Origin of the sequence: Streptomyces sp. NBC_00154 (assembly GCF_026342835.1) — a bacterium.
GTDB lineage: Bacteria > Actinomycetota > Actinomycetes > Streptomycetales > Streptomycetaceae > Streptomyces.
The window spans coordinates 395,491-414,918 of the sequence record NZ_JAPEMI010000001.1 but is presented as its reverse complement, the minus strand read 5'-3'; the positions used below and the strand labels follow the sequence as shown (position 1 = coordinate 414,918).

General features: G+C 69.9%; 16 protein-coding genes and 1 pseudogene. 11 read left to right on the top strand and 6 right to left on the bottom strand.

Annotation, left to right across the window (positions count from 1 at the left end; translation table 11 throughout):
• Positions 1-445: 445 nt before the first annotated feature.
• Positions 446-2,125 (bottom strand): cytochrome b5 domain-containing protein, encoded by a 1,680-nt coding sequence (locus OHA03_RS01805; protein ID WP_266999989.1) that lies wholly within the window; start codon positions 2,123-2,125, stop codon positions 446-448.
• A gap of 462 nt (positions 2,126-2,587) precedes the next feature.
• Between OHA03_RS01805 and OHA03_RS01800 the strand changes: the two genes are divergently transcribed.
• The 7 genes and pseudogenes from OHA03_RS01800 to OHA03_RS01770 all read left to right on the top strand — a co-directional run.
• Positions 2,588-3,517, top strand: a complete 930-nt coding sequence (locus OHA03_RS01800; RefSeq protein WP_052190278.1) for a LysR family transcriptional regulator — start codon at positions 2,588-2,590, stop codon at positions 3,515-3,517.
• A gap of 417 nt (positions 3,518-3,934) precedes the next feature.
• Positions 3,935-4,708, top strand: coding sequence for a dioxygenase (locus OHA03_RS01795; RefSeq protein WP_052190296.1), 774 nt, complete (start codon positions 3,935-3,937; stop codon positions 4,706-4,708).
• Between the two features lie 359 nt (positions 4,709-5,067).
• Entirely contained in the window at positions 5,068-5,826 is a 759-nt protein-coding gene (locus tag OHA03_RS01790) for a dienelactone hydrolase family protein (RefSeq protein WP_266999982.1), read from the top strand.
• A gap of 184 nt (positions 5,827-6,010) precedes the next feature.
• A complete protein-coding gene (locus tag OHA03_RS01785) occupies positions 6,011-7,126 on the top strand; it encodes a maleylacetate reductase (RefSeq protein ID WP_266999980.1) in 1,116 nt (371 codons plus the stop codon).
• A gap of 407 nt (positions 7,127-7,533) precedes the next feature.
• On the top strand, positions 7,534-7,818 hold the full coding sequence (locus OHA03_RS01780; RefSeq protein WP_266999978.1) for a muconolactone Delta-isomerase family protein: 285 nt from the start codon (positions 7,534-7,536) through the stop codon (positions 7,816-7,818).
• Between the two features lie 400 nt (positions 7,819-8,218).
• Entirely contained in the window at positions 8,219-8,743 is a 525-nt protein-coding gene (locus OHA03_RS01775; protein ID WP_266999976.1) for an NAD(P)H-binding protein, read from the top strand.
• Positions 8,744-8,794: 51 nt separating this feature from the next.
• Positions 8,795-9,277, top strand: a pseudogene (locus tag OHA03_RS01770) (transposase); the annotation flags it as partial.
• 415 nt (positions 9,278-9,692) lie between these two features.
• On the opposite strand, the gene OHA03_RS01765 reads toward OHA03_RS01770, so the two are convergent.
• Positions 9,693-10,028, bottom strand: coding sequence for a DUF6204 family protein (locus tag OHA03_RS01765; protein WP_266999974.1), 336 nt, complete (start codon positions 10,026-10,028; stop codon positions 9,693-9,695).
• Positions 10,029-10,241: 213 nt separating this feature from the next.
• Here OHA03_RS01765 and OHA03_RS01760 point away from each other — a divergent pair, with 213 nt between their 5' ends.
• Positions 10,242-12,212 carry a DUF5107 domain-containing protein gene (locus tag OHA03_RS01760; RefSeq protein ID WP_266999972.1) on the top strand — a complete coding sequence of 657 codons (1,971 nt, stop codon included), beginning with the start codon at positions 10,242-10,244 and terminating at the stop codon, positions 12,210-12,212.
• Positions 12,213-12,313: 101 nt separating this feature from the next.
• Here OHA03_RS01760 and OHA03_RS01755 read toward each other — a convergent pair whose 3' ends face one another.
• The 4 genes from OHA03_RS01755 to OHA03_RS01740 all read right to left on the bottom strand — a co-directional run bounded on the left by OHA03_RS01755 (position 12,314) and on the right by OHA03_RS01740 (position 16,881).
• Positions 12,314-12,667 (bottom strand): VOC family protein, encoded by a 354-nt coding sequence (locus OHA03_RS01755; RefSeq protein WP_266999970.1) that lies wholly within the window; start codon positions 12,665-12,667, stop codon positions 12,314-12,316.
• 62 nt (positions 12,668-12,729) lie between these two features.
• Positions 12,730-13,539, bottom strand: coding sequence for a methyltransferase domain-containing protein (locus tag OHA03_RS01750; protein ID WP_266999968.1), 810 nt, complete (start codon positions 13,537-13,539; stop codon positions 12,730-12,732).
• 107 nt (positions 13,540-13,646) lie between these two features.
• Positions 13,647-15,152, bottom strand: coding sequence for a bifunctional phosphatase PAP2/diacylglycerol kinase family protein (locus OHA03_RS01745; RefSeq protein WP_266999966.1), 1,506 nt, complete (start codon positions 15,150-15,152; stop codon positions 13,647-13,649).
• Between the two features lie 97 nt (positions 15,153-15,249).
• Positions 15,250-16,881 (bottom strand): IS200/IS605 family accessory protein TnpB-related protein, encoded by a 1,632-nt coding sequence (locus tag OHA03_RS01740; protein ID WP_266999964.1) that lies wholly within the window; start codon positions 16,879-16,881, stop codon positions 15,250-15,252.
• A 185-nt stretch (positions 16,882-17,066) separates the two neighbouring features.
• Between OHA03_RS01740 and OHA03_RS01735 the strand changes: the two genes are divergently transcribed.
• From OHA03_RS01735 to OHA03_RS01725, 3 genes are all read left to right on the top strand, one after another.
• Entirely contained in the window at positions 17,067-17,627 is a 561-nt protein-coding gene (locus OHA03_RS01735) for a TIGR03086 family metal-binding protein (protein WP_267007892.1), read from the top strand.
• 149 nt (positions 17,628-17,776) lie between these two features.
• Entirely contained in the window at positions 17,777-18,550 is a 774-nt protein-coding gene (locus tag OHA03_RS01730; protein ID WP_266999962.1) for an IclR family transcriptional regulator, read from the top strand.
• Positions 18,551-18,555: 5 nt separating this feature from the next.
• Positions 18,556-19,398, top strand: coding sequence for an SMP-30/gluconolactonase/LRE family protein (locus tag OHA03_RS01725; protein WP_266999960.1), 843 nt, complete (start codon positions 18,556-18,558; stop codon positions 19,396-19,398).
• Positions 19,399-19,428 lie beyond the last annotated feature (30 nt).

Genomic DNA, 19,428 nt, shown 5'->3' with positions numbered 1-19,428 from the left:
CCCGGCCCGAACGTCCTTCGGGTCCGCCGGAGGGTGGAACCGGAGGGTAGAACCTACACGTGGCTACCGACAAGCGGCTCCGCACCGGCACGCCTCACTCGAGCGTGAAGGGGGCGTTCTTTCGGCTGCGTTCGGCGGCGTCGGCCGCCTCCGGGTACGGAATCGCGCGCGGGGCACCCCGGTGGAAACTTTCCCACCGGGGTGCCCGGGCGTGCTTTCGGGGAACGACCGCGTCACCCGCCCTGCGATCTCCATGGGGCCGGGTGCCGAGTTCATGGACAGCCCACCGGATCGGTCGTGTCTCGCGCCGGGCCGGGAACGTGCCAGGACTGCCGAGCGGGCCCCCGAGGCGAGGTCGCCCGCCGTGGCCGGCCGCGTCACACGGCCGAGCCTCGAGCCTCGTGTCGCGGGGCCGTGCCTCTCCACCGATCTCAGGCGTGGACCCTCAGTCGACCAGGTCGCCGACGCAGAAGATCTCCATGTGCTTGAGCGCCGCCTTGCTGTGGAAGTCCGAGAACTCCGCGGTCGCGTCGCGCCCGGCGTACATGCGGGCGACGAACGCCCCGCCCGGGTGGTGGTCCTTCCACTCGGTGAAGTCGTAGACCTTGCCGCCGATCACGATCCAGCACTCGTCGAAGGTGCTGTGCTGCGCGAGCTCCGCCCTGGTGATCTGCCGGCCACCCTCCACCGGCTTCTCCGGCTTCCACAGGTTGCGCATCACTTCCTTGCGCGCGTTGGCGATCACCTCACGGTCGCGGAAGTCCCAGGGACCGAGCTTCTTCCTCGGGAGCTTGTCACCGATGTTGCGCGCGTCGAAGTCGTAGATCCACGAGTCGTTGTTGCCCGCGCGCTGCTCGTGCGCGAACAGGGGGAAGTCCCGCTCGTCGGCCGCCGCGAGCAGCGCCTTGCGCTCCGGCGTGTCCTCGGGCTCCAGCACCTTGAAGTTGAACTTGGACGCGAACTGGAAGCGGCTCGCCCGGTAGTGCCGGACGCGCTCGTAGTGCAGCAGGGCGCTGTACACGTCGTCGCCGTGCAGCTTGAAGCAGCTACTCAGGGCCGCCCCGTCCTCAAGGGACTGGTTGACTCCCTGACCGAACGTCGGGAGCATCGGGTGCGCCGCGTCGCCCAGCAGGCAGATGCGGCCGTCCTGCCACTCCTCGAGCGCGTCCCGGTCGTAGAGCCCCCACTTCGTGGGCTCCACCATCGCGGCACCCATGGCGAGGATGTCGTCCTTGCGGGGGTCGCCCGCGAACGCGCGCTCCGTGGTCTCCAGGATGTCCGAGTTGTCGATCGGCTTCCATCCGGCCCAGTCCTCGGGGAACTCGCTCGAGTCCGACGTGTACACGCCGTACCACACGTTGAGCAGTTCCCCGCCGCGGACCCAGTACGTCATCACCCAGGCGGTGTCGTGCCGACGGGTGTCCATCGTGAACGAGTCGATCGGGTTGTGGTCGAGCGGGCTGCCGTCAGGCTTGCGCATCGCCGCGACCTTGTCGCGCGGAATCAGACCGCGGTAACACACCACGTCCGTCCAGCGACGCTGCCCCTTGCCCGGCCAGGTCTCCTTCAGCACCCGCGAGCCGATTCCGTCGGCTCCGATGACGACATCGCCGGTGACGACCGTCCCGTCCTCGAAGACGGCGGTGCCGCAGTTCTCGTCCTGCGACAGCTTGACGAGGCGCTTGCCCATGTGCACGCGGATGGGGCACTTCACACCCGAGTCGGGTCCGAGCTCGCTGACCCGCTTGTGCAGGCACATCAGCAGGTCCTGCCGATGCATGTGGTGGAACCCGCCGCCCTCGGCCAGCTGCTCCGGCGTGTTGTAGGGGATGGGCTTACGGGACACCGATCCGTCGACCAGGATCTCCCGCGACGCCTCCAGGACCGCCGCGCGCCCGCCGTCCAGGACACCGTCAGGGCCCTTGGGGTCACCGCCGTCGAGGTCCACGCCCACCCAGTGACACAGGCGCGCACCGTTCGGCGAGATGTTCAGACCCGCGCCCGCGGTGGTGGGGGTCGCACTCGCCTCATAGACGTCGATCGAATCGAACGTGTCACCTGCTTCGCGGAGAGCGAGAGCGGAGAAAAGCCCACCCATTCCACCGCCGATGATCACAGCATGCATATTTCCTCCAGGCTGTTTTGGATTTCAGGAAGGATTTGGGCAGTCACGCCGAGCGCTGGAGGAGACGTTAGGCAGGGGCCTCACACACCGTCCAATACCGAGATCTGGTCGTCTTCATACCTTCCGCGAACGGCGCTACCCCGCCACTCGACTTTTCTCGCCGACGGTGCATTTCACATTCGGAATCATGGATGCATGAAAGTATGCGACATTCGTTAATTTTTCGGATATATCGCCCCACCCGTTCAACGGGGTAGGGGAGGTGACGCGCGGGCCGGAAGTCGCCCGCATGCCGACGCTCGACGGTGTGGAGATCCGGTGAGCGAGCGGGCCCGCACGGGAATTCCGACAGCGTATTCAGGTCTTATACGTCGCGCACCGGGCTATAAGGTCACTACTCCCGTTCCGTCAGAAACTCCCCGAGGGTTCACCCGGACGACCCCAGTCAGTACTGTCGGCAGCGTGCTTCCAGTTGATCTCCGGCAGTTCGAATGCTTCATCGCCGTCGCCGAGGAGGGGAATGTCAGCCGGGCCGCGGCTCGGCTGCACATGACCCAGCCGCCGCTGACCCGGCGGATCGCCCGACTCGAGCGGAGTGTCGGCGTGAGCCTGTTCATGCGCACGCCCAGCGGTGTCGAGCTGACGGAGGCCGGTGCCGTCTTGCTCGACCGGGCCCACCGGATCATGCAGCTGACCGAGTACGCCATCGACCGTGCGCGGCTCGCGGACGCGGGGCAGGCCGGCTCCCTGGTGGTGGGCTACTTCGGGTCCCCGATGTTCGACGCCGTGCCACGCCTGCTGCGGGGGTTCCTCAAGACCCGCCCGACGGTGAGCCTGGTCCTCGAGCGTGCCCCCAAGAACGTGCAGGCCGACGCGATCCGGGACGGACGCATGCACCTGGGGTTCAGCCGTCAATACCGGAGCGAACCGGGTCTCGTTGTCCGCCGTGTCGCCAGCGAGCCCCTCTACCTGGCGCTGCCCGAGGGCCACCCGCTGCTGAAAGCCGGCGAAGCCGAGTTGGCGGATCTGCGGGAGCAACAGCTCGTGCTCTTTCCCACGGGCCCGCGTCCCAGCTTCGCCGACGCGGTCACCCAACTGTGCGCCCAGGCCGGGTTCTCGGCACCCGTCGTGAGAGAGGCGGGGGACGTCCTCACCGCCCTGGGGTATGTGGCCTCGGCCGGGTTCTGTTCGGTGGTCCCCCGGTCCGCGACCAGGGTCACGCTGCCGGGAGTGGGCTTCGTGCCGCTCTCCGACACCCCGCCCGAGGGGCTCAGCTGCCTGTACCGCGCGGACAACGTGCCCGCGCTCGTCCGGGCCTTCCTCGACCACGTGTCCGCCACCTCGTCCGAGCCCGAAACCACCGCGGAGAGCGGCCCGCGCGTGTCGATCTGAGGCCCCGACTCGCCCCGCCCCTCGATCCGTCGATGGCGAGCGTCGAAGGGCGGGTCGGCGTGGGCGGCGGCCCGCGCGCGCCGATGAGGCACGCGACCGGCCTTCCCGGACTTTCCGTCTGCCGGGCCGATCACGGACGGCACCGACCGGCCGACTTCACAACACCGTCAACGGGCCGAAGGCCCACTGTCCCCCTGCGAGCCGATGTGACGACTCCACGGCCGGGGCGAGTGATCACTCGCGGAAAACCGATGCCGCAGGAACCCCGTCGGGACCGTGATACCCGTGTGGCACGGGCATTGTTCCGATCCGGTATTGGTCCGCGTCCCGACCCGCCGGTTAGCGTTGCCGTGAAATCCAGTTGCCCGCAACAAGAACGCTGGATTGCCCTTCCCACGACCTCCCCAGGAGGAATAGATGGCCAATCAGCGTGTCGTCGACCTGTTCGACGAGTTCATCGAGCTGACGAGGAATTTCATCGTCCGTCACGGCCTTAGGTACGAGGACTACGCCGCGATAACGCAGTACTTGATCCGGGTGGGCGAGGCCGGTGAGTGGCCCCTGTGGACCGACACCTTCCTCGAAGCGACCGTCGACACCAACAGCTACGGCGAAGGCCCGTGGACCCCCAGCGCCATCGAGGGGCCCTACTACAAGCCCGGCGCGCCCGTACTCACCGAGCGCCCCTACACGCTGCCCATGCGACCCGACGAGGCCGGCGACAAGCTGCTGTTCAAGGCCACCGTCCGCAGCCCCGCCGGCGAGCCCCTCGCCACCGCGACGGTCGACGTGTGGCACGCCACCGACGAGGGCCTGTACAGCTTCATCGACGCCGGCGTGCCCGAGGACTACATCCTGCGCGCCCGCGTCCCCGTCGACCAGGACGGCGCCGTCGAGTTCCGCAGCATCCGCCCCGCCCCCTACGAGATCCCCAAGAACGGGCCGACGGGCGACCTCCTCAACTCGGTCCTGGGCCGCCACACCTGGCGTCCCGCGCACCTGCACTTCCTGGTCACCGCCGAGGGCTACAAGCCCCTCGTCACCCAGCTCTACTTCGAGGGCGACCCCTACATCGACAGCGACTGCGCCGAGGGCGTCAAGCCCGGCCTGATCATCCCCCTCACCAAGACCGACATCGACGGCGACAGTTGGACGCTCGGCGAGTTCGGGTTCGTACTCCAGCCGGAATAACCACGAACGAGATAAGGCCACTCGGTCTCCTCGATCGCGCAGCGGTCGGGATGTCGGCCGGTCGCGAGCAGTCGGCTGTCGCCGAGTTCGCGGGCCGCACACGATCACCGCATCAGGCCCGGGCCGAGGCCCGCGCGGTCGCCAGGACCGCGCTCATCTCGGCCCGCTCGCGTGCCCGGCGACCGAATCGGTCGCGGCAACCCGGTGTCCAGGGCTCGGTGGAGAGCTCCGACACCGGCTCGGCCGACGGCCGATACCCGCGAAAGCGGGTTGGTGTTGCCGTCTTGGTATTGGCTTGCTCTCCACCCGTCTGGCTACGGTCGGCAAAGACCACGCAGTCGAGCTGAGCGGAGCGCGCCATGTGCCACAACCATTCGGAAGCACCCGAGTTGGGCGAGGGCCTGACCGTGACGACGTGTCGGACACCCGGCGTCGATCCTGTCCCCTACCTGCACTTCGGCAGCGAGGAGACCACCGACGCCGATGTCATCGTCCTGATGACCGACATCTTCGGAGTGAACCCGTTCTATCGCCACCTTTCGGGCCTGCTGGTGGCCGAGGGATACCAATTGGTGATGCCGGACATGTTCCACCGGCTCGGCGCCGCGGCTCCGGGACGTGACGGCGCGCTGGCCCGGCGCGCGCGGCTGGACGACCCGTTGGCCATGGACGACGTGGAGCGGGTCATCGAGCGCACCACGGACGGCAATCGCCGCTTCGGTGTGTTGGGTTTCTGTATCGGCGGGAGCTTCGCCCTGCTGAGTGCGGCCACGCACCGCAACCAGGTCACCGCGACCTACTACGCGTTCCCCAAGGGCTCGCCGGGTGCGAAGGTGCCGGTCACGGAACCGCTGGAGGTCGCCGGTTCGATCGCCGGGCCGGTTCTGGGCCATTGGGGTCGGCAGGACTACATCGACGCGGGTGAGGTCGAGGAGCTCGCGAAGGTACTCGACACGGCTCCCGGCGAGACCGAGGTCAGGTGGTACTCCGACGCGGGGCACAGTTTCCTCGCCGGGCTGACCGAGAACCCTCAGGACTCCATGGGTGCGGCGGCGGACTCCTGGCGGCGGACGCTGGCCTTCTTCGGGTCGCACCTCACTCCGGCCACGCGTGGCTGACCCGTCCCACCGACCGGCCCCGCGCCGCGAAACGGTCGGCGCGGGCGCGTAGTCGACGGCGGGTGGCGAGCCGGACGGCTCGTCGCTTCCGGGAACGGGCGGCCGCAGGCGGTCCTGGTGGGCACCAGGCCGAGTATCCGGGGACTCGAACGACGGGCCCTGTCACATGAGGAGAACCTTTGCCATGATCGAGAAAGAGCCGTCTGAAGTTTCGGTGGGGCGCGCGGACTTCGTCCACCAGTGGCCCGCCTCACGCGTCGTGTTCGGACCGGGCAAGATCTCGGTCGCCGCCAGTGAGGCGGCTCGCTTCGGCACCCGGTTCGCCGTGATTCACGATCCGACCGCCCAGAGCGCCGCCGACCGGGTGGCGAGCGACGCGCGAGGCGGGGTCTGCGCGCGGATCGGCGAGGTCGCGCAGCACGTCCCCGTGCAGGCGGTGACCGAAGCCGTGGCCATCGTCCGGGAGGCGCGCGCGGAGGTATTGATCTGCATCGGCGGTGGCTCGGCCACCGGCCTCGCCAAGGGGGTGGCACGGGAACTCGCGTTGCCCTTGGTCGCCGTTCCGACCACCTACGCCGGCAGCGAGATGACCTCGATCTGGGGACATACGGAGGGCGGAAAGAAGACCACCGGGCGCGCGGAAACGGTCCGTCCCCGCACCGTGGTCTACGACCCCGAACTGACGCTGGATCTGCCCCCGGCGATCTCGGTGACAAGTGGCGTCAACGCGATCGCGCACTGTGTGGAGGCGATGTACGCCCCCGAATCGTCCCCGATGACGCGGGTGGCCGCCGCCGAGGGGATCCGGTCCATGAGCCGAGCCCTGCCCGGCATCCTCGACGAGCCTCGTGACGTCGCGGTCCGCGGTTTCGCGTTGCGCGGGGCCTGGCTTTCCGGCTGGTCGCTGGAGGTCTCCACGACCGGGTTGCACCACAAGCTCTGCCACATCCTCGGCGGCTTGCTGGACCTGCCGCACAGCCCCCTTCACACCGTGCTGCTTCCCTACGCCGTCGCGCACATCGCACCGGCCGCCGAGGCCGAAACCCGGATCGTGCTCGAAAGCCTCGGTCTGACGGGGCCCGTGACCGATGCCGGGGGCCTGATCTGGGAGCGTCACCGACTCTTGGGGGCCCCCGCATCGTTGGCCGAGATCGGCATGCGCGAAGCCGATGTGGAGCGGACGATCGCCGAGGCATCGGCGGCGCTGGCCGATCGTCCACTCCCGCCGCGTCCGATCGGGGCCTCCGGCCTCCGCGACGTGATTCTGACCGCCTTCAAGGGTGACCGACCTGCGGCGTGACCCGTTTCCGCTGAGACGGGATGAGATCGAATCGGGGCGGACGCGTGGCGCGGGTACCACCTTCTCGGGCGCCGGGCCGCCGGGCCGCATGACCTCCCTCCTGCGGACACCGCAGCGACTCGATGCGCCGCGTGAACAGCGACCGCCAGGCGGCAACAACCCTGTCAGCGATCAGGGGCAGGAGCCGGAGCGTTTGCCATCGTTATCAGTGCCCACTCCGCCAACATTCCGACCGGCGCCCCCACTTGAGGAACCCCGGATCGGCCGGTGCCGACAGGACAGGTTGTCCGGGCCCGGGGGCGCGCAGCACGAACAACAGGTCTCCGGCACAAGAGCCGATCGTGAGATTCCCCGGAGACGTTCCGCAAGGCTCCGCGCCCGCCGAAACAACACGAGAGGAAGAAATCATGAATGAATTTCTGGTCGAGTTGACCATCAACGTGCCCGAGGGGACGGACCCGGCAGAGGTGGACCGGCGTCGCGCCGCCGAAGCGGTCCGTGCCAAGGAACTCGCCGCCGAGGGCCATCTGTTCCGACTGTGGCGCCAGACCGGGGAGCCTCGTGTCATCTCCGTGTGGCGCGCGGACGACGAGGCGGAGTTGCGCGAAAAGGTCCTGGGAAGCCTGCCCCTGTGGCCTTGGGTATCCGCTGTGATCACCGCTCTGCAGCCGCACCCCAACGATCCCAGCTGAACCGTTCCGGGTCTTCCGGCACGGCACCACACTGCCCCGGCTCGGTGCGTCGATCAGGACCGCCGCACCGAGCCCGCAGTGCATGCCCCGAGGTGGAGAAGTCGGTGGTTCACCGACTGGTTCGACGGGCCCCTGGTCGGTTGCGCGCGGGGCGGTCGGTACACCTCGGGTACCCGTGCACCGTCGCGGGCCAGGGGCACGTCCAGTGCTGTCGGTCTCTTCGGCAGCCGTCATCAGAAATAGGGGCGCCGCGATGGACAGCCACCCCGGATGGAGGGAAGCATGTCCGAGTACACCCGTGCCAAGGTGGCGGTCACCGGAGTGACCGGCGATCTGGGTCGGCTGATCGCAGACCGCCTCGCCGATCACGGCGTCCCTCATCGGCCGGAATCCGGACCGCATGCCCGAGCTGCCCGGCGCCGAACGACGCGGCCCGGCCGCCTATGACGACGCCGCGGCCATGCGCGCCGCGCTCGACGGCGCGTCGACCCTCGTCCTGGTCTCCGGGCACCGCACGGGGCGACGCCTGGAGGAACACGCCAACGCGGTCGAGGCCGCGAAGGCGGCCTGCGTGAACCGGGTCCTGTACGTGTCCCTCGTCGGAGCGTCACCCACCGCCACCTACCTCAACGCCCGTGACCAGTGGATGACGGAGCAGTATTACCTCGCAGCCGCCGGGATCCGCCACACCGTGCTGCGGGCGGGCTTCTACGCGTCGACGCCGGCCGCCCTGGCCGACGAGAACTTCCTCGTGAGCGGTCCCGGGGGGACCGGCCGGGTCGCCCTCGTCACCCACGAGGACATCGCCAACGTGGTCACGGTCGTTGCCCTCGACGACGATCCCCGATCAAAGCACGACGCCGCGATCCTTGAGAGGGCGTTGAGTCCCGTTCCTGATGATGTGGCGTCGCTCTTTCGTGGGTGATGGGTCGGTTCCGTCCTCGCTTCATGTCGTGTGCATGATGGGGTTGTGGGCATGGAACGGATGCCGTACGCAACCGACTTGTCCGACGAGCAGTGGGCGTTGATCGAGGCGATGGTCACCGCGTGGAAGCAGGATCGGGTGTCGAGGTCGGCGACCGGAGACCCGGGCGCCTGCGACCTGCGCGAGGTCGTGAACGCGCTGCTCTACCAGAACCGGACGGGCTGTCAGTGGCGTCTCCTGCCGCACGATCTCCCGGCCTGGTCGGCGATGTTCTACTACTTCAGCCTGTGGCGCGAGGACGGCCTTGACCAGCGGATCCAGGAGATCCTGCGCTGCCAGGTGCGGGAGTGGTCCGGGTGATTAGAGGACCCGTCCCTGGTGATCATCGACACCCAGTCCGTCCGCGTGGCGGCCGGAATGCCGAAGAAGACGACGGGACTGGACGCGAACAAGAAGACGCCCGGCAGGTAGCGGGGACTCGCCGTCGACGTACTGGGCCTGATCATCCGTGTGGTGATCCTCGCCGCGAGCGCGCAAGTGGGTGGAGGTCTGCCCGGCGACGAGGGGTGCGGGTCAGCACCGAACCAGCGCGAGGCACCCGAACGGTCCGGAACGGACCCCAACGGAAGCCAGCAGGCCTCTTCCGTCACCCGGATCTCGACACTCTTGCTCCTGTGGAGTGGCGAGACTTCAGGTGACAGGCGGTTCCTGCGCCGCGAGGGCCAGTGCTGCCGGAGGTGCCCAGAGGGCTGCGAAGCCGTTGTTTCCACCTCGATCGCGGTACCCAGAAGCGGGCTGAGCCAGGGACTTTTCAGGGATTTTCAGCTCTGTCAGAGGGACTTTCGCGGGACGATCCGGCGTGCAAACCGGTAAGCCCGTGACAGAGCTGAAAGTAGAGAAATACCTGGTCAGCGCTCCTGTAGCAGCCATCGGCCCGCCGTCACGCCGCTCAGCGCCCCTTGTAGTTGATCTTCATGGTGTCCATGTCGGTCGCGGTGGAGCGCAGCCGCCCGTAGCCGTACCCGTGCTCCTTCAGCGTCGTCTCCGCCCGGTCCTCGGCGATCGCGGATGCCATCTCTTCGCCGTCCTCGGCGTCCGATACGACCACGTACCGGAAGCTGAAGTGCTTGAGCACCGTGTCGTAGGTGAGCGAACCCTCCTCGGTGAACTGCATCGCCTCCAGGCCGTGCTGTTCCACCTCTGCCAGCAGGCGGGCGCGGGCCTCGTCCGTGAGGCCCTCCCAGGTGCCGCGCACGATCACTCGGTAGGTGTGCTGGGTGCTCATCCCGTTCTGCCGCCTCTGTCGCATGAACTGTTGAGGATCAAGGCTACGACGGCGAGCACGAGACGCACGTGGAATATTGTCGCCGTCGACGCCGGGGGCGGCCTTTGCCGAAGTCTGACGGCGACGCCCCTGGTCGGGGCGGCTTCGAGAGTGTTCCATGGTCATCGGGGGCGCCCGGACCTGCGGCGGCCCGCGCGAGGGAGCGAGGTTGCTTTGGCCACGACCGTACGACGAGCCGTACTGACTCTGCCCGCCGCACCGCTGGGCCCGGAAAACCCGCTGCCGGCGCTGCGGCCGCTCGACGAGATGCATGTCGTCGACGACCGCGACCGGGCCGGGCTGCCGCGCGACATGGCACGGCAGATCGGCTACGAGCCGCTGACCACCGTCCTGCCAGTGCGCATTCTCGACGGGTACGGGCGCGAGCGGACCCCCACCGACCTGGACGCGATCGTCATCGAGAACGACCGGCTCCGGGCCACGGTCCTGCCCGGGCTCGGCGGCCGGATCCACTCCCTCCACCACAAGCCGACCGGCCGGGAGCTGCTCTACACCAACCCCGTCCTGCAGCCTGCCGACTTCGCCCTCAACGGCGCCTGGTTCTCCGGCGGCATCGAGTGGAACATCGGCGCGACCGGCCACACCACACTGTCCTGCGCGCCGGTGCACGCCGCCCGCGTCCCCGCACCCGACGGCGGTGAAATGGTCCGTCTCTGGGAGTGGGAGCGGCTGCGCGACCTGCCGTTCCAGGTGGACCTTTGGCTGCCGGAGGACTCCGACTTCCTCCATGTCGGGGTACGGATACGCAACCCGCACGAGCACACCGCGCCCGTCTACTGGTGGTCCAACATCGCCGTCCCGGAGGGCGCACGGTCCCGGGTCCTGGCCCCTGCCGACGAGGCCTGGCACTTCGGTTACGAGCGGACCCTGACCCGGGTGCCCGTGCCGGAGACCGATTCCGTCGACCGTACGTACCCGCTGCGCAGCGACTTCCCCGCCGACTACTTCTACGAGGTGCCCGACGGCACCCGCCGCTGGATCGCCTCCCTCGACGAGGACGGTCACGGACTCGTCCAGACCTCCACCGACCTGCTGCGCGGCCGCAAGCTCTTCCTCTGGGGCAGCGGGCCCGGCGGGCGCCGGTGGCAGCAGTGGCTCACCGAACCCGGCACCGTCGGCTACGCGGAGATCCAGGCCGGACTCGCCCGTACCCAGCTGGAGCACATCCCGCTCGAACCCGGCGCCGAGTTCAGCTGGCTGGAGTCGTACGGACCGCTGACCGCCGACCCCGGTGTCGTGCACGGTGACGACTGGGCCGCGGCCCGCGCCGAGACCGAGCAGCGCCTCGCCGAAGCCCTGCCGCGCGCCGACGTCGACGCCGCGTACGCGGCCTGGCGCCCGCACGCCGACACCGAGCCCGGTGAGTTCCTTGCCGCCGGCTCCGGCTGGGGCGCCCTCGAAGTCCGGCGCGGCAAGTACCGACTCCCGGGCACACCGTTCGCCGAGTCCACCCTCGGCGAACAGCAGGCACCCTGGCTGCACCTCCTCGACCAGGGCGCCTTCCCCGAGCCGCGCCGTGTGACGCCCCCCGGACCCTCGCTCGTCTCCGCACACTGGCGCGACATGCTGGAGACGGCATCCGCCGAACCCCTCACCGAGTACCACCTCGGCGTCGCCCAGTGGCACGCCGGCGACCGCGCCCAGGCGGTCCGCAGCTGGGAGCGCGGTCTGGCCCTCGCCCCGTCCCGCTGGCCGCTGCTGCGCTGCCTGGCCGTCGCCGCCCAGGAGGGCGGCCAGCGGAGCAGGGCCGCCGACCACTACGCCGAGGCGTTCGAGGACCTCTGCGCGGAACGCCGGGACGACGGCGAAGCCTGGACCGCCGCCACCACTGCCCTCGGCCATGAGGCGATAGAGGCGCTGCTGGCGGCCGGGCGGCCCGACGAGGCCCGCACGGTCTGGGCCGGGCTGCGCCCGGCGATCCGGCAGCGGGGCCGGTTCCGCCTGCTGGAGGCCCGACTCCTGCTCGCCGAGGGCGACCCTGCGGCGGCCCGTGCCGTCTTCGACGAGGGCTTCGAGGTCGCGGACCTGCGGGAGGGGGCGGAGATCCTGGACGAGGTCTGGTCGGCGCTCAGTGACGAACCGCTGCCCGACGCGTACAACTACCGTATGCGTCCGAAGAGTTGACCGGAGACCTTCCGGGGTGAGCGGCCCACGCGCGAACCGGCCGGTGAGGTGCCGGCGCGCGTGGGTACGGAGCGATGTCAGAGGTTCCGGAACCTGCCGGATCAGGCCGACAGGTTCCGGTCGACGTACTCGAAGACCGAGCCGTCCGGATGGACCGCGATCAGGTTCCGGCCGACCGGGGTCGGTACCGGGCCCGCGAGTATCCGGGCGCCGACGCGGGTGAGCGACTCATGCGCGTCGTCGACGTTCTTCACCGCGATCGTCGCCGTCACCTTGCGCAGGATCTCCAGCTCCGACTCGGGGCCACTCATCAGCAGAAAGCAGCCGATCGCGGCGACCGAGACACCGCCGCGCTCGAAGCGCAGCGCCGGACTGGCTGTGAGGTCCTCGTAGAAGGCCACCGCGGCCTCCAGGTCGTCGACGCAGATGCGCAGCGTGGTTCCCAGAATTTCCATGCGGAACAGGGTAGTTGGCGGGACCGCGCCCTGTGATCGATTCCGGTGGCCGGCCGGCCGCGTCAGGCGCGGCAGAGCACTTCGCCGTGCGGGACCATGAACCATGCGTCGTCCTGCTCGCCCCAGGCGCGCCAGGCCGCTGCGATGTCGGTCAGCTGCTCGGTGGTCGCATGACCACCATCGACGGCCAGCTTCGCGTACGCCGAGCCGACCGTACGGTCCGCCCACAGACCGCTCCACCAGACCCGGTTCTCCGGCGTGGCGAAACACCAGGCGGCGGCGGACGGGGTGATGTCGGTGAAGCCGGCTCGTCGGGCCCAGGAGAGCAGCCGCCGGCCCGCGTCCGGCTCGCCACCATTGGCGCGGGCCACCCGCCGGTACAGCTCCTGCCACGCGTCCATGACCGGCACCTCGGGGTACCAGGTCATCGCCGCGTAGTCGCTGTCGCGGGCCGCGACGATGCCGCCGGGGCGGCAGACTCTCCGCATCTCGCGCAGTGCCTGCACCGGGTCGCCCACATGCTGCAGCACCTGGTGGGCGTGCACGACGTCGAAGGAGTCGTCGGGGAAGTCCAGGTCGTGCACGTCGGCGGTGGCGAACTCCAGGTTTTCCAGGCCGTGTTCGGCGGCGACCTCGGCGGCCTGGTCCAGGATCTCCCCGTTGGTGTCGACCGCGGTCACCGGGCCGGGGGCGACCAGCGCCGCCAGATCCGCGGTGATGGTGCCCGGACCGCAGCCGACGTCCAGCACCGCCATGCCCGGCCGGAGTTCGCCGATCAGATAGGCCGCCGAGTTGGCGGCAGTGCGCCAGCGGTGCGAGCGCAGCACCGACTCGTGGTGGCCGTGGGTGTAGACGGCGGTCTCCTTCGGCATGGCTGTGCGTCCTCTCTCGGAGCGTGATGCGAAGCGCTGAGCGATGCACCAACGGTACGCCGAGATGTCGGATCGTGAGATACGCGTCTTGATATATGGACCTCACCTCATACGGTCATCGGGCAGTAGACGGTCAGTGCCTCCGGAAGCTTGTCGATCACCAACTCCCCCTGACTGTGCGCAACTTCGCCGTCGTACGCATAGGGTGTTCCCGGGGTCAGGCCGGCGATCCGCACCCTTCGAAGGCGCACCGCCGCATGAACGGGGGAGCGGGTCAAAGGGCCCGCAACCGCAGCCGCGAGGAGGCGAAGGCCGGGTGTGCGGCCGCCGTGCACCGCCCGGACGTCCAGCAGTCCGTCCGCGAGGTTGTGGCGTCGGCCCGGTGCCGGGCCCACCCGCCGGAACATGCCGTTGCCCACGAACAACAGCCACAACGGCCGCCGCTCTCCTTGCAGTTCGGCCTCCAGTGGGCGATCGCCGCGCAGTACATGGAGCGCCGCCAGGACGCCTGCCGGCCAGCCGCCGATGCGCGGTGCCCAGTGCTCGCGGGTCCGTACCAGCTCCGGATAGGCGCCCAGGCTGAAGGCGTTGAGGAAGTAGCCCGGCGCGCCGGCCGGCCCGTCCGGCCCCGGCCGGAAGCGGCCGAGGTCGACCCGTACCGCATCGCCCGCGGTCAGCGCGGCACAGACGTCGTCCACCGTCTCGATGCCCAGGTCGTAGGCGAAGTGGTTGAGGGTTCCGCCGGGGAACACCGCGAGCGGCACACGGTGCGCGGCGGCGACGGCAGCGGCGCTGTTGACCGTGCCGTCGCCCCCGCAGATCCCGAGCGCACGGCCCTGTCCGGCGGCCTTCTCCAGTTCGGCGGAGAGCTCGCCGGGCGCGCACTCCACCACCTCGGCGAGCGGCAGCGAGTCCCGCACCAGCGAGGCCGTGGCCGTGGCCGAGCCGGACTCCTGGTTGACGACGACCACCAGGCCCCGGCCGCCCGGCAGGGCGGGCGCATGGGCGGGCGGTCTGCCCGGCGCGGGCAGCTGTCCTCGCGTCGGTACGACACCGCGCAGGGCGAACGCGGCTCCTATGCCGAGCGCCGCACCGGCCAGCACATCACTCGGATAGTGGACCCCCGTATAGACGCGGGAGGCGGCGACCGCCAGTGCGAGCGGGGCGACCGCCGCACCCCAGCCCTTCGACTCGAGGGCCACGCCCGTGGCGAAGGCTGCCGCCGACGCGGCATGCCCGGACGGGAAGGAGGTGGTGAACGGCTGGCGCGTGAGCCGCCGTATCACCGGTACGGCGTCCAGTACCGGCCGCTCCCTGCGCACCGCACCCTTCCCCACGGTGTTGATCGCGGCCGAGGCCACGGCCAGCGAGACCACCCCGCGGAGCGCGGCGCGCCGGGCCCGGGCGCTGCCGCCGAGTGCCGCCATGCCCGCCGCGGCACCGAACCACAGCAGCCCGTGATCGGCACTGCGGCTCAGTCGCGGCAGTACGGGGCCGGCGCCCGGCCAGTGCCGGCCGGCCACGCTCCGGAAGACGGCGAGATCGCGCCGGTGCAGCCAGGTGCGGAGTCCGGTGGGCGAGGGGACTGAGGATGCGTTGCTCGGAGACGACATGGGACTGCGGATACCCCTTTCGGCCGCGCCGAAGCAGCAGGCGCGCTCGCGCGCGGCTCTCCGGACGAGACAGTGGTCACATGGCATCTCACCGTTCCTAGCCAGTGCGCATGAGTGAGTCCTGGACCCACTGCTGCGTGCTGGGCGCATCCCGAACGGTGTTGGATGCGCTGGGTTCCCGCTTTCGCTTCCCGCTCGGCGACGGCCCTCCAGGGGGCCGGTCCGTGGTGGGTGGGCGGGTTCCCTCACGCCCCCGGTTGCCTGGTCCGGCCTGGGCGGTCCGATGCCCCGCACGATCACTCCGGTCGTGTGGGGGCGGTGCCGTCCGACGCCGGACCGGGTGACCGAGGGCGCGTCTCCCGATCGCGATACCGGCGGCATCGTGACGGGACATGGTGCGGTGCGGCGTGGTCAGCGGTTTCTGCCAGTGCTGGGCACCCCACAGGCTGGTGTAGGCCGGGTCGACCGCGACAACGCTCAGGCCCTGTTCGGCGGCCATGGACACCAGCCTGGCCTTCAGCTTGGCGGTCGGCATGCCGGAGATGAGCTGCCTGAACCGCTTGCGGCGACCGTGCTTCTCCCGGGTCTTCTCAGGCGTGAAGTCGAGGTCTTCGATGCCGATCGCAGCGACACCGACCCGCACCGCCCAGTTGATCAACCGGGTCAGGGCGTGGCGGATCTGTGCGTCGCGGGGACCGGCCGAACCGGACAGGTCGTAGCCGAAGCGGTGCGGCTCACCGACCGGGTTGCCGTGCCGGTCGAGCCGGTAGGCGGCGAAATGATCGGCGTTCGTATCCACGCCGATCATGCCCCGGCCTCGGGCGGTCTCCCACGGGATCGTCTGCACGACGGGGCGCTGCCAGGATGCGGTGAGGTACCAGCGGCCCCGGTCTGTGTCGAGGTGGATGCGATAGGCGACGGCCTGGTTGGCTTCGATGCGGTCGGCCCACTCCGCGCCCCGGTGCGCGAACCCGATACGGACGGTGAGGGTGTACCGGCCGTGCTTGGCGTTGGCCAGGTGCGCAAGCGGGGCAGGCAGCTTGATGGACACTTCGCCGTCCGGGGTGACGCGGATCGTCTCGTTCCCGAACCGCTTCCCAGACTCACCGTCGGCAGCGATGAACCAGCGTTCCGCCTCCCACCGTTGCTGCCACTCGTCCTCGGTGAGATGGGCCTGGGCGAGGTGGTGGCGGGTGTTCAGGAGACGCTTTCCGCCCCGGACCACCCGCACCCGTCCGGCCTGCCAGTCGGCGACGGCCGCCGCGTGCCGCGCCTCCAGCATCGCGAGGCGGCGGGACTTGCGGAACCACTCGCTCTTCGACCGGTAGCCACCCGCCGCGCGCCTGGTGCCCTTCTCCCCGAGCGGGAGGGACAGCCGGTGCCGCAACGTCTTGATCCCGGCAGCCAGGTTCTGGATATACGCCGCCTGACAACGGCGCGCGAGCGCCCACTGATCATGCGTGGCCTTCGTGATCGCACCCGCGATCCGCGACGACGACACCCCGGTCAGCTCCCGCTTACGCGCTGCCCAGGTGTCCGCGCTGTGATCCAGACCGTCTGCACAGCGGGCCTTGAGATCACCGGAAGCCAACGCACCCTGATGCTCACCCACCGCACGCAGCACCCTCTCGTCCTCGGGCGTGAGGTGCTTGAGACGGTCCCGGACCGCCACCCCGAAAGGCCCAGGCACCACGAAGGACGTCGCCAGCTTCCGTAAACCATCCACCATCCACCCCCACGGTCGGACACCTGCCACCCGAACCAACGAGCACCAGCCGCCAAGGTCACCCATTCGACCCCAGAACCCCCGTTCCCACCCCCACCAACCCACCCACAGGACTCGCTCCCGCTCGCTACAACTCACTTCAATGCAGCAAACCGGCAGCAGCTCGCAACCCTCTCTCCGCCCGTGACCTGCTCGACCGGCACGCCGAGGCACTCCAGCTCTTCACGGACCGGGTGCATGCCGTGCGCGATGACCAGTGGTCCGCATCGACGCCGTGCACCGAGTGGTCCGTCCGTGATCTGGTCGCCCATCTCACGTCCGAGCAGTTGTGGGTCCCACCGCTGGTGACGGAGGGCCGTAGCGTCGCCGAGGTGGGTGACGCCTTTGACGACGATGTGCTGGGCGACGACCCGGTCACGGTGTGGGACCGTGCGGCGGCAGAGGTCCGCAAGGCGTTCGCGGCTCCCGGAGCGCTGAAGCGGACCGTGAATCTCTCGTACGGGGACAGCGCCGCCGACGCCTACTGCGCGCAGATGGTGAGCGACGCGGTGGTGCACTCCTGGGACCTCTCCCGGGCGATCGGCGCCGACGAACGGCTGCCGGAGGATCTCGTCGAGTTCACCCGGCGTGAGGTCGGGCCGTACGTGAAGGGCCTGTCGCAGACCGGTCTGTTCGCCCCGCCCGTCAAGACCGAGAAGGGCGCAGACCCGCAGACCGAGCTGCTCGCGCTGCTCGGGCGGCAGGTCTGACAAAGCGGCGGCAAACGGGTCATATCGACGCATCGGCAGGACATCGGGGCGGGTCGGCAGCATTGCCGTCACAAGTGCGCTACGACTAGCCTGTGTTCGCGATTCCGGCCAATGGTCGGAGTGTCGAACGCGAGAGGTGGGTGCACAAGATGGGGCGACTCGTCCCTGCGGTGACCAGAGCCCTGGACGTACTCGAACTCTTCCTCCATGGTGACGGAACGCTCTCCGCGCCCGAGGTCACCCGCAAGCTCCAGTTGCCGCGCACCACCGTTCACGAGCTGCTGACCACCCTCGCCGCCCGCTCGTACCTGGTGGCGCTCCCGGACCAGCCCGGCCGCTACCGCCTCGGTGTCCGCACCTATCAGCTGGGCAGCCGGTACGCCGAGCAGCTCGACCTCGCCGCCGAGGGGCAGCAGGTGGCCCGTGAGGTCGCCGAGACCTGCGGCGAGACGGTCCATGTGGCGATCCTGGAGGACACCGACGTCATCTATATCGCCAAGGTGGACTCCACCCATGCGGTACGGATGGTCTCGGCGGCCGGACGCCGGCTGCCCGCCCACTGCACCTCTGTCGGCAAGATGCTGCTCGCCACCCTGCCCGACCGGGAGCTCGACGCCCGGCTCGACGGCCGCGAACTCACCGGCATGACCCCCAACAGCATCACGGACCCTGCCGAGTTGCGCACCGTGCTCTCCGGCGTGCGGGAGCGGGGCATTGCGGTGGAGCACCGTGAGTCCAACCCGGATGTGAGCTGTGTGGCGGCTCCGGTGCGGGACCGGGCGGGCCGGGTCGTCGCCGCGCTCTCCATCTCCGTACCGATGATCCGCTGGAACGAGAAGCGCGAGCAGGAGTTGGCGGTCCTCGCGGCGGACGGCGCCGACGCCCTCTCCGTCCGTCTCGGGCACCACCGGAGGGAACAGTGAGCGGGATGCGCCTCGACGTGGCCGTGCGGGAGCAGGCCGAGCTCGGCGAGGGCCCGACCTGGGACCCGGCGACCGGCCGGCTGATCTGGGTCGACATCCTCTCCGCCCGCGTCCACACGTACGACCCGGTGAGCGGCCGCCGCACGGTCATGGCCACCGAGCAGCATGTCGGAGCGGCGAAGCCGCGCGCGGGCGGCGGGCTGGTCGTCAATCTGCGAGACGGCATCGGACTCTACGACCCCGATGGCGCCTTCCGCTGGCTGGTGCACGACCCCGAGCCCGGGCGGCGCGGCAACGACGCGGCCGTGGCGCCCGACGGGGCGCTGTGGGCGGGCAGCATGCGCTACAACGAGGCGGAGGTCGGGGGCAGCCTGGCCCGCATCGCACCCGACGGCACGGTCACTCCGGTGCTGCCCGTGGTGGCCTGCAGCAACGGCATCGGGTGGAGCCCGGACGGGCGGCTCATGTACTACATCGACACCCCGACGCGCCGCATCGACGTCTTCGACTTCGACGGCCGGCGCGCCCTGAACCGGCGGCCGTTCGCGACGGTCGAGGAGGGTGCGGGTTTCCCCGACGGGATGACGGTCGATGCCGACGGATGCATATGGGTCGCCCTGTGGGACGGCGGGGCGCTGCGCCGCTACACGGCCGACGGCGCGCTGGACCGGACCGTCGCACTGCCGGTTCGGCGCCCGACGGCCTGTGCCTTCGGCGGTACGGACCTGCGCGACCTGTACATCTCCACGGCCCGGACAGGGCTCGCCGCCCCGCACCCGCTGTCCGGTTCGCTTCTGGTGCTGCCGGGCGCGGGGCAAGGGATGCCGGGGACGGCCTTCGCGGGCTGATTCGGGCGGGGGAGGTTCGAGGAACTCGGC

Coding starts and splice junctions, on each gene's coding strand:
- OHA03_RS01805 (WP_266999989.1), bottom strand. CDS start 2,125: ATGCATGCTGTGATCATCGGCGGTGGAATGGGTGGGCTTTTCTCCGCT.
- OHA03_RS01795 (WP_052190296.1), top strand. CDS start 3,935: ATGGCCAATCAGCGTGTCGTCGACCTGTTCGACGAGTTCATCGAGCTG.
- OHA03_RS01790 (WP_266999982.1), top strand. CDS start 5,068: ATGTGCCACAACCATTCGGAAGCACCCGAGTTGGGCGAGGGCCTGACC.
- OHA03_RS01785 (WP_266999980.1), top strand. CDS start 6,011: ATGATCGAGAAAGAGCCGTCTGAAGTTTCGGTGGGGCGCGCGGACTTC.
- OHA03_RS01780 (WP_266999978.1), top strand. CDS start 7,534: ATGAATGAATTTCTGGTCGAGTTGACCATCAACGTGCCCGAGGGGACG.
- OHA03_RS01775 (WP_266999976.1), top strand. CDS start 8,219: ATGCCCGAGCTGCCCGGCGCCGAACGACGCGGCCCGGCCGCCTATGAC.
- OHA03_RS01765 (WP_266999974.1), bottom strand. CDS start 10,028: ATGAGCACCCAGCACACCTACCGAGTGATCGTGCGCGGCACCTGGGAG.
- OHA03_RS01755 (WP_266999970.1), bottom strand. CDS start 12,667: ATGGAAATTCTGGGAACCACGCTGCGCATCTGCGTCGACGACCTGGAG.
- OHA03_RS01750 (WP_266999968.1), bottom strand. CDS start 13,539: ATGCCGAAGGAGACCGCCGTCTACACCCACGGCCACCACGAGTCGGTG.
- OHA03_RS01745 (WP_266999966.1), bottom strand. CDS start 15,152: ATGTCGTCTCCGAGCAACGCATCCTCAGTCCCCTCGCCCACCGGACTC.
- OHA03_RS01740 (WP_266999964.1), bottom strand. CDS start 16,881: ATGGTGGATGGTTTACGGAAGCTGGCGACGTCCTTCGTGGTGCCTGGG.
- OHA03_RS01730 (WP_266999962.1), top strand. CDS start 17,777: ATGGGGCGACTCGTCCCTGCGGTGACCAGAGCCCTGGACGTACTCGAA.
- OHA03_RS01725 (WP_266999960.1), top strand. CDS start 18,556: ATGCGCCTCGACGTGGCCGTGCGGGAGCAGGCCGAGCTCGGCGAGGGC.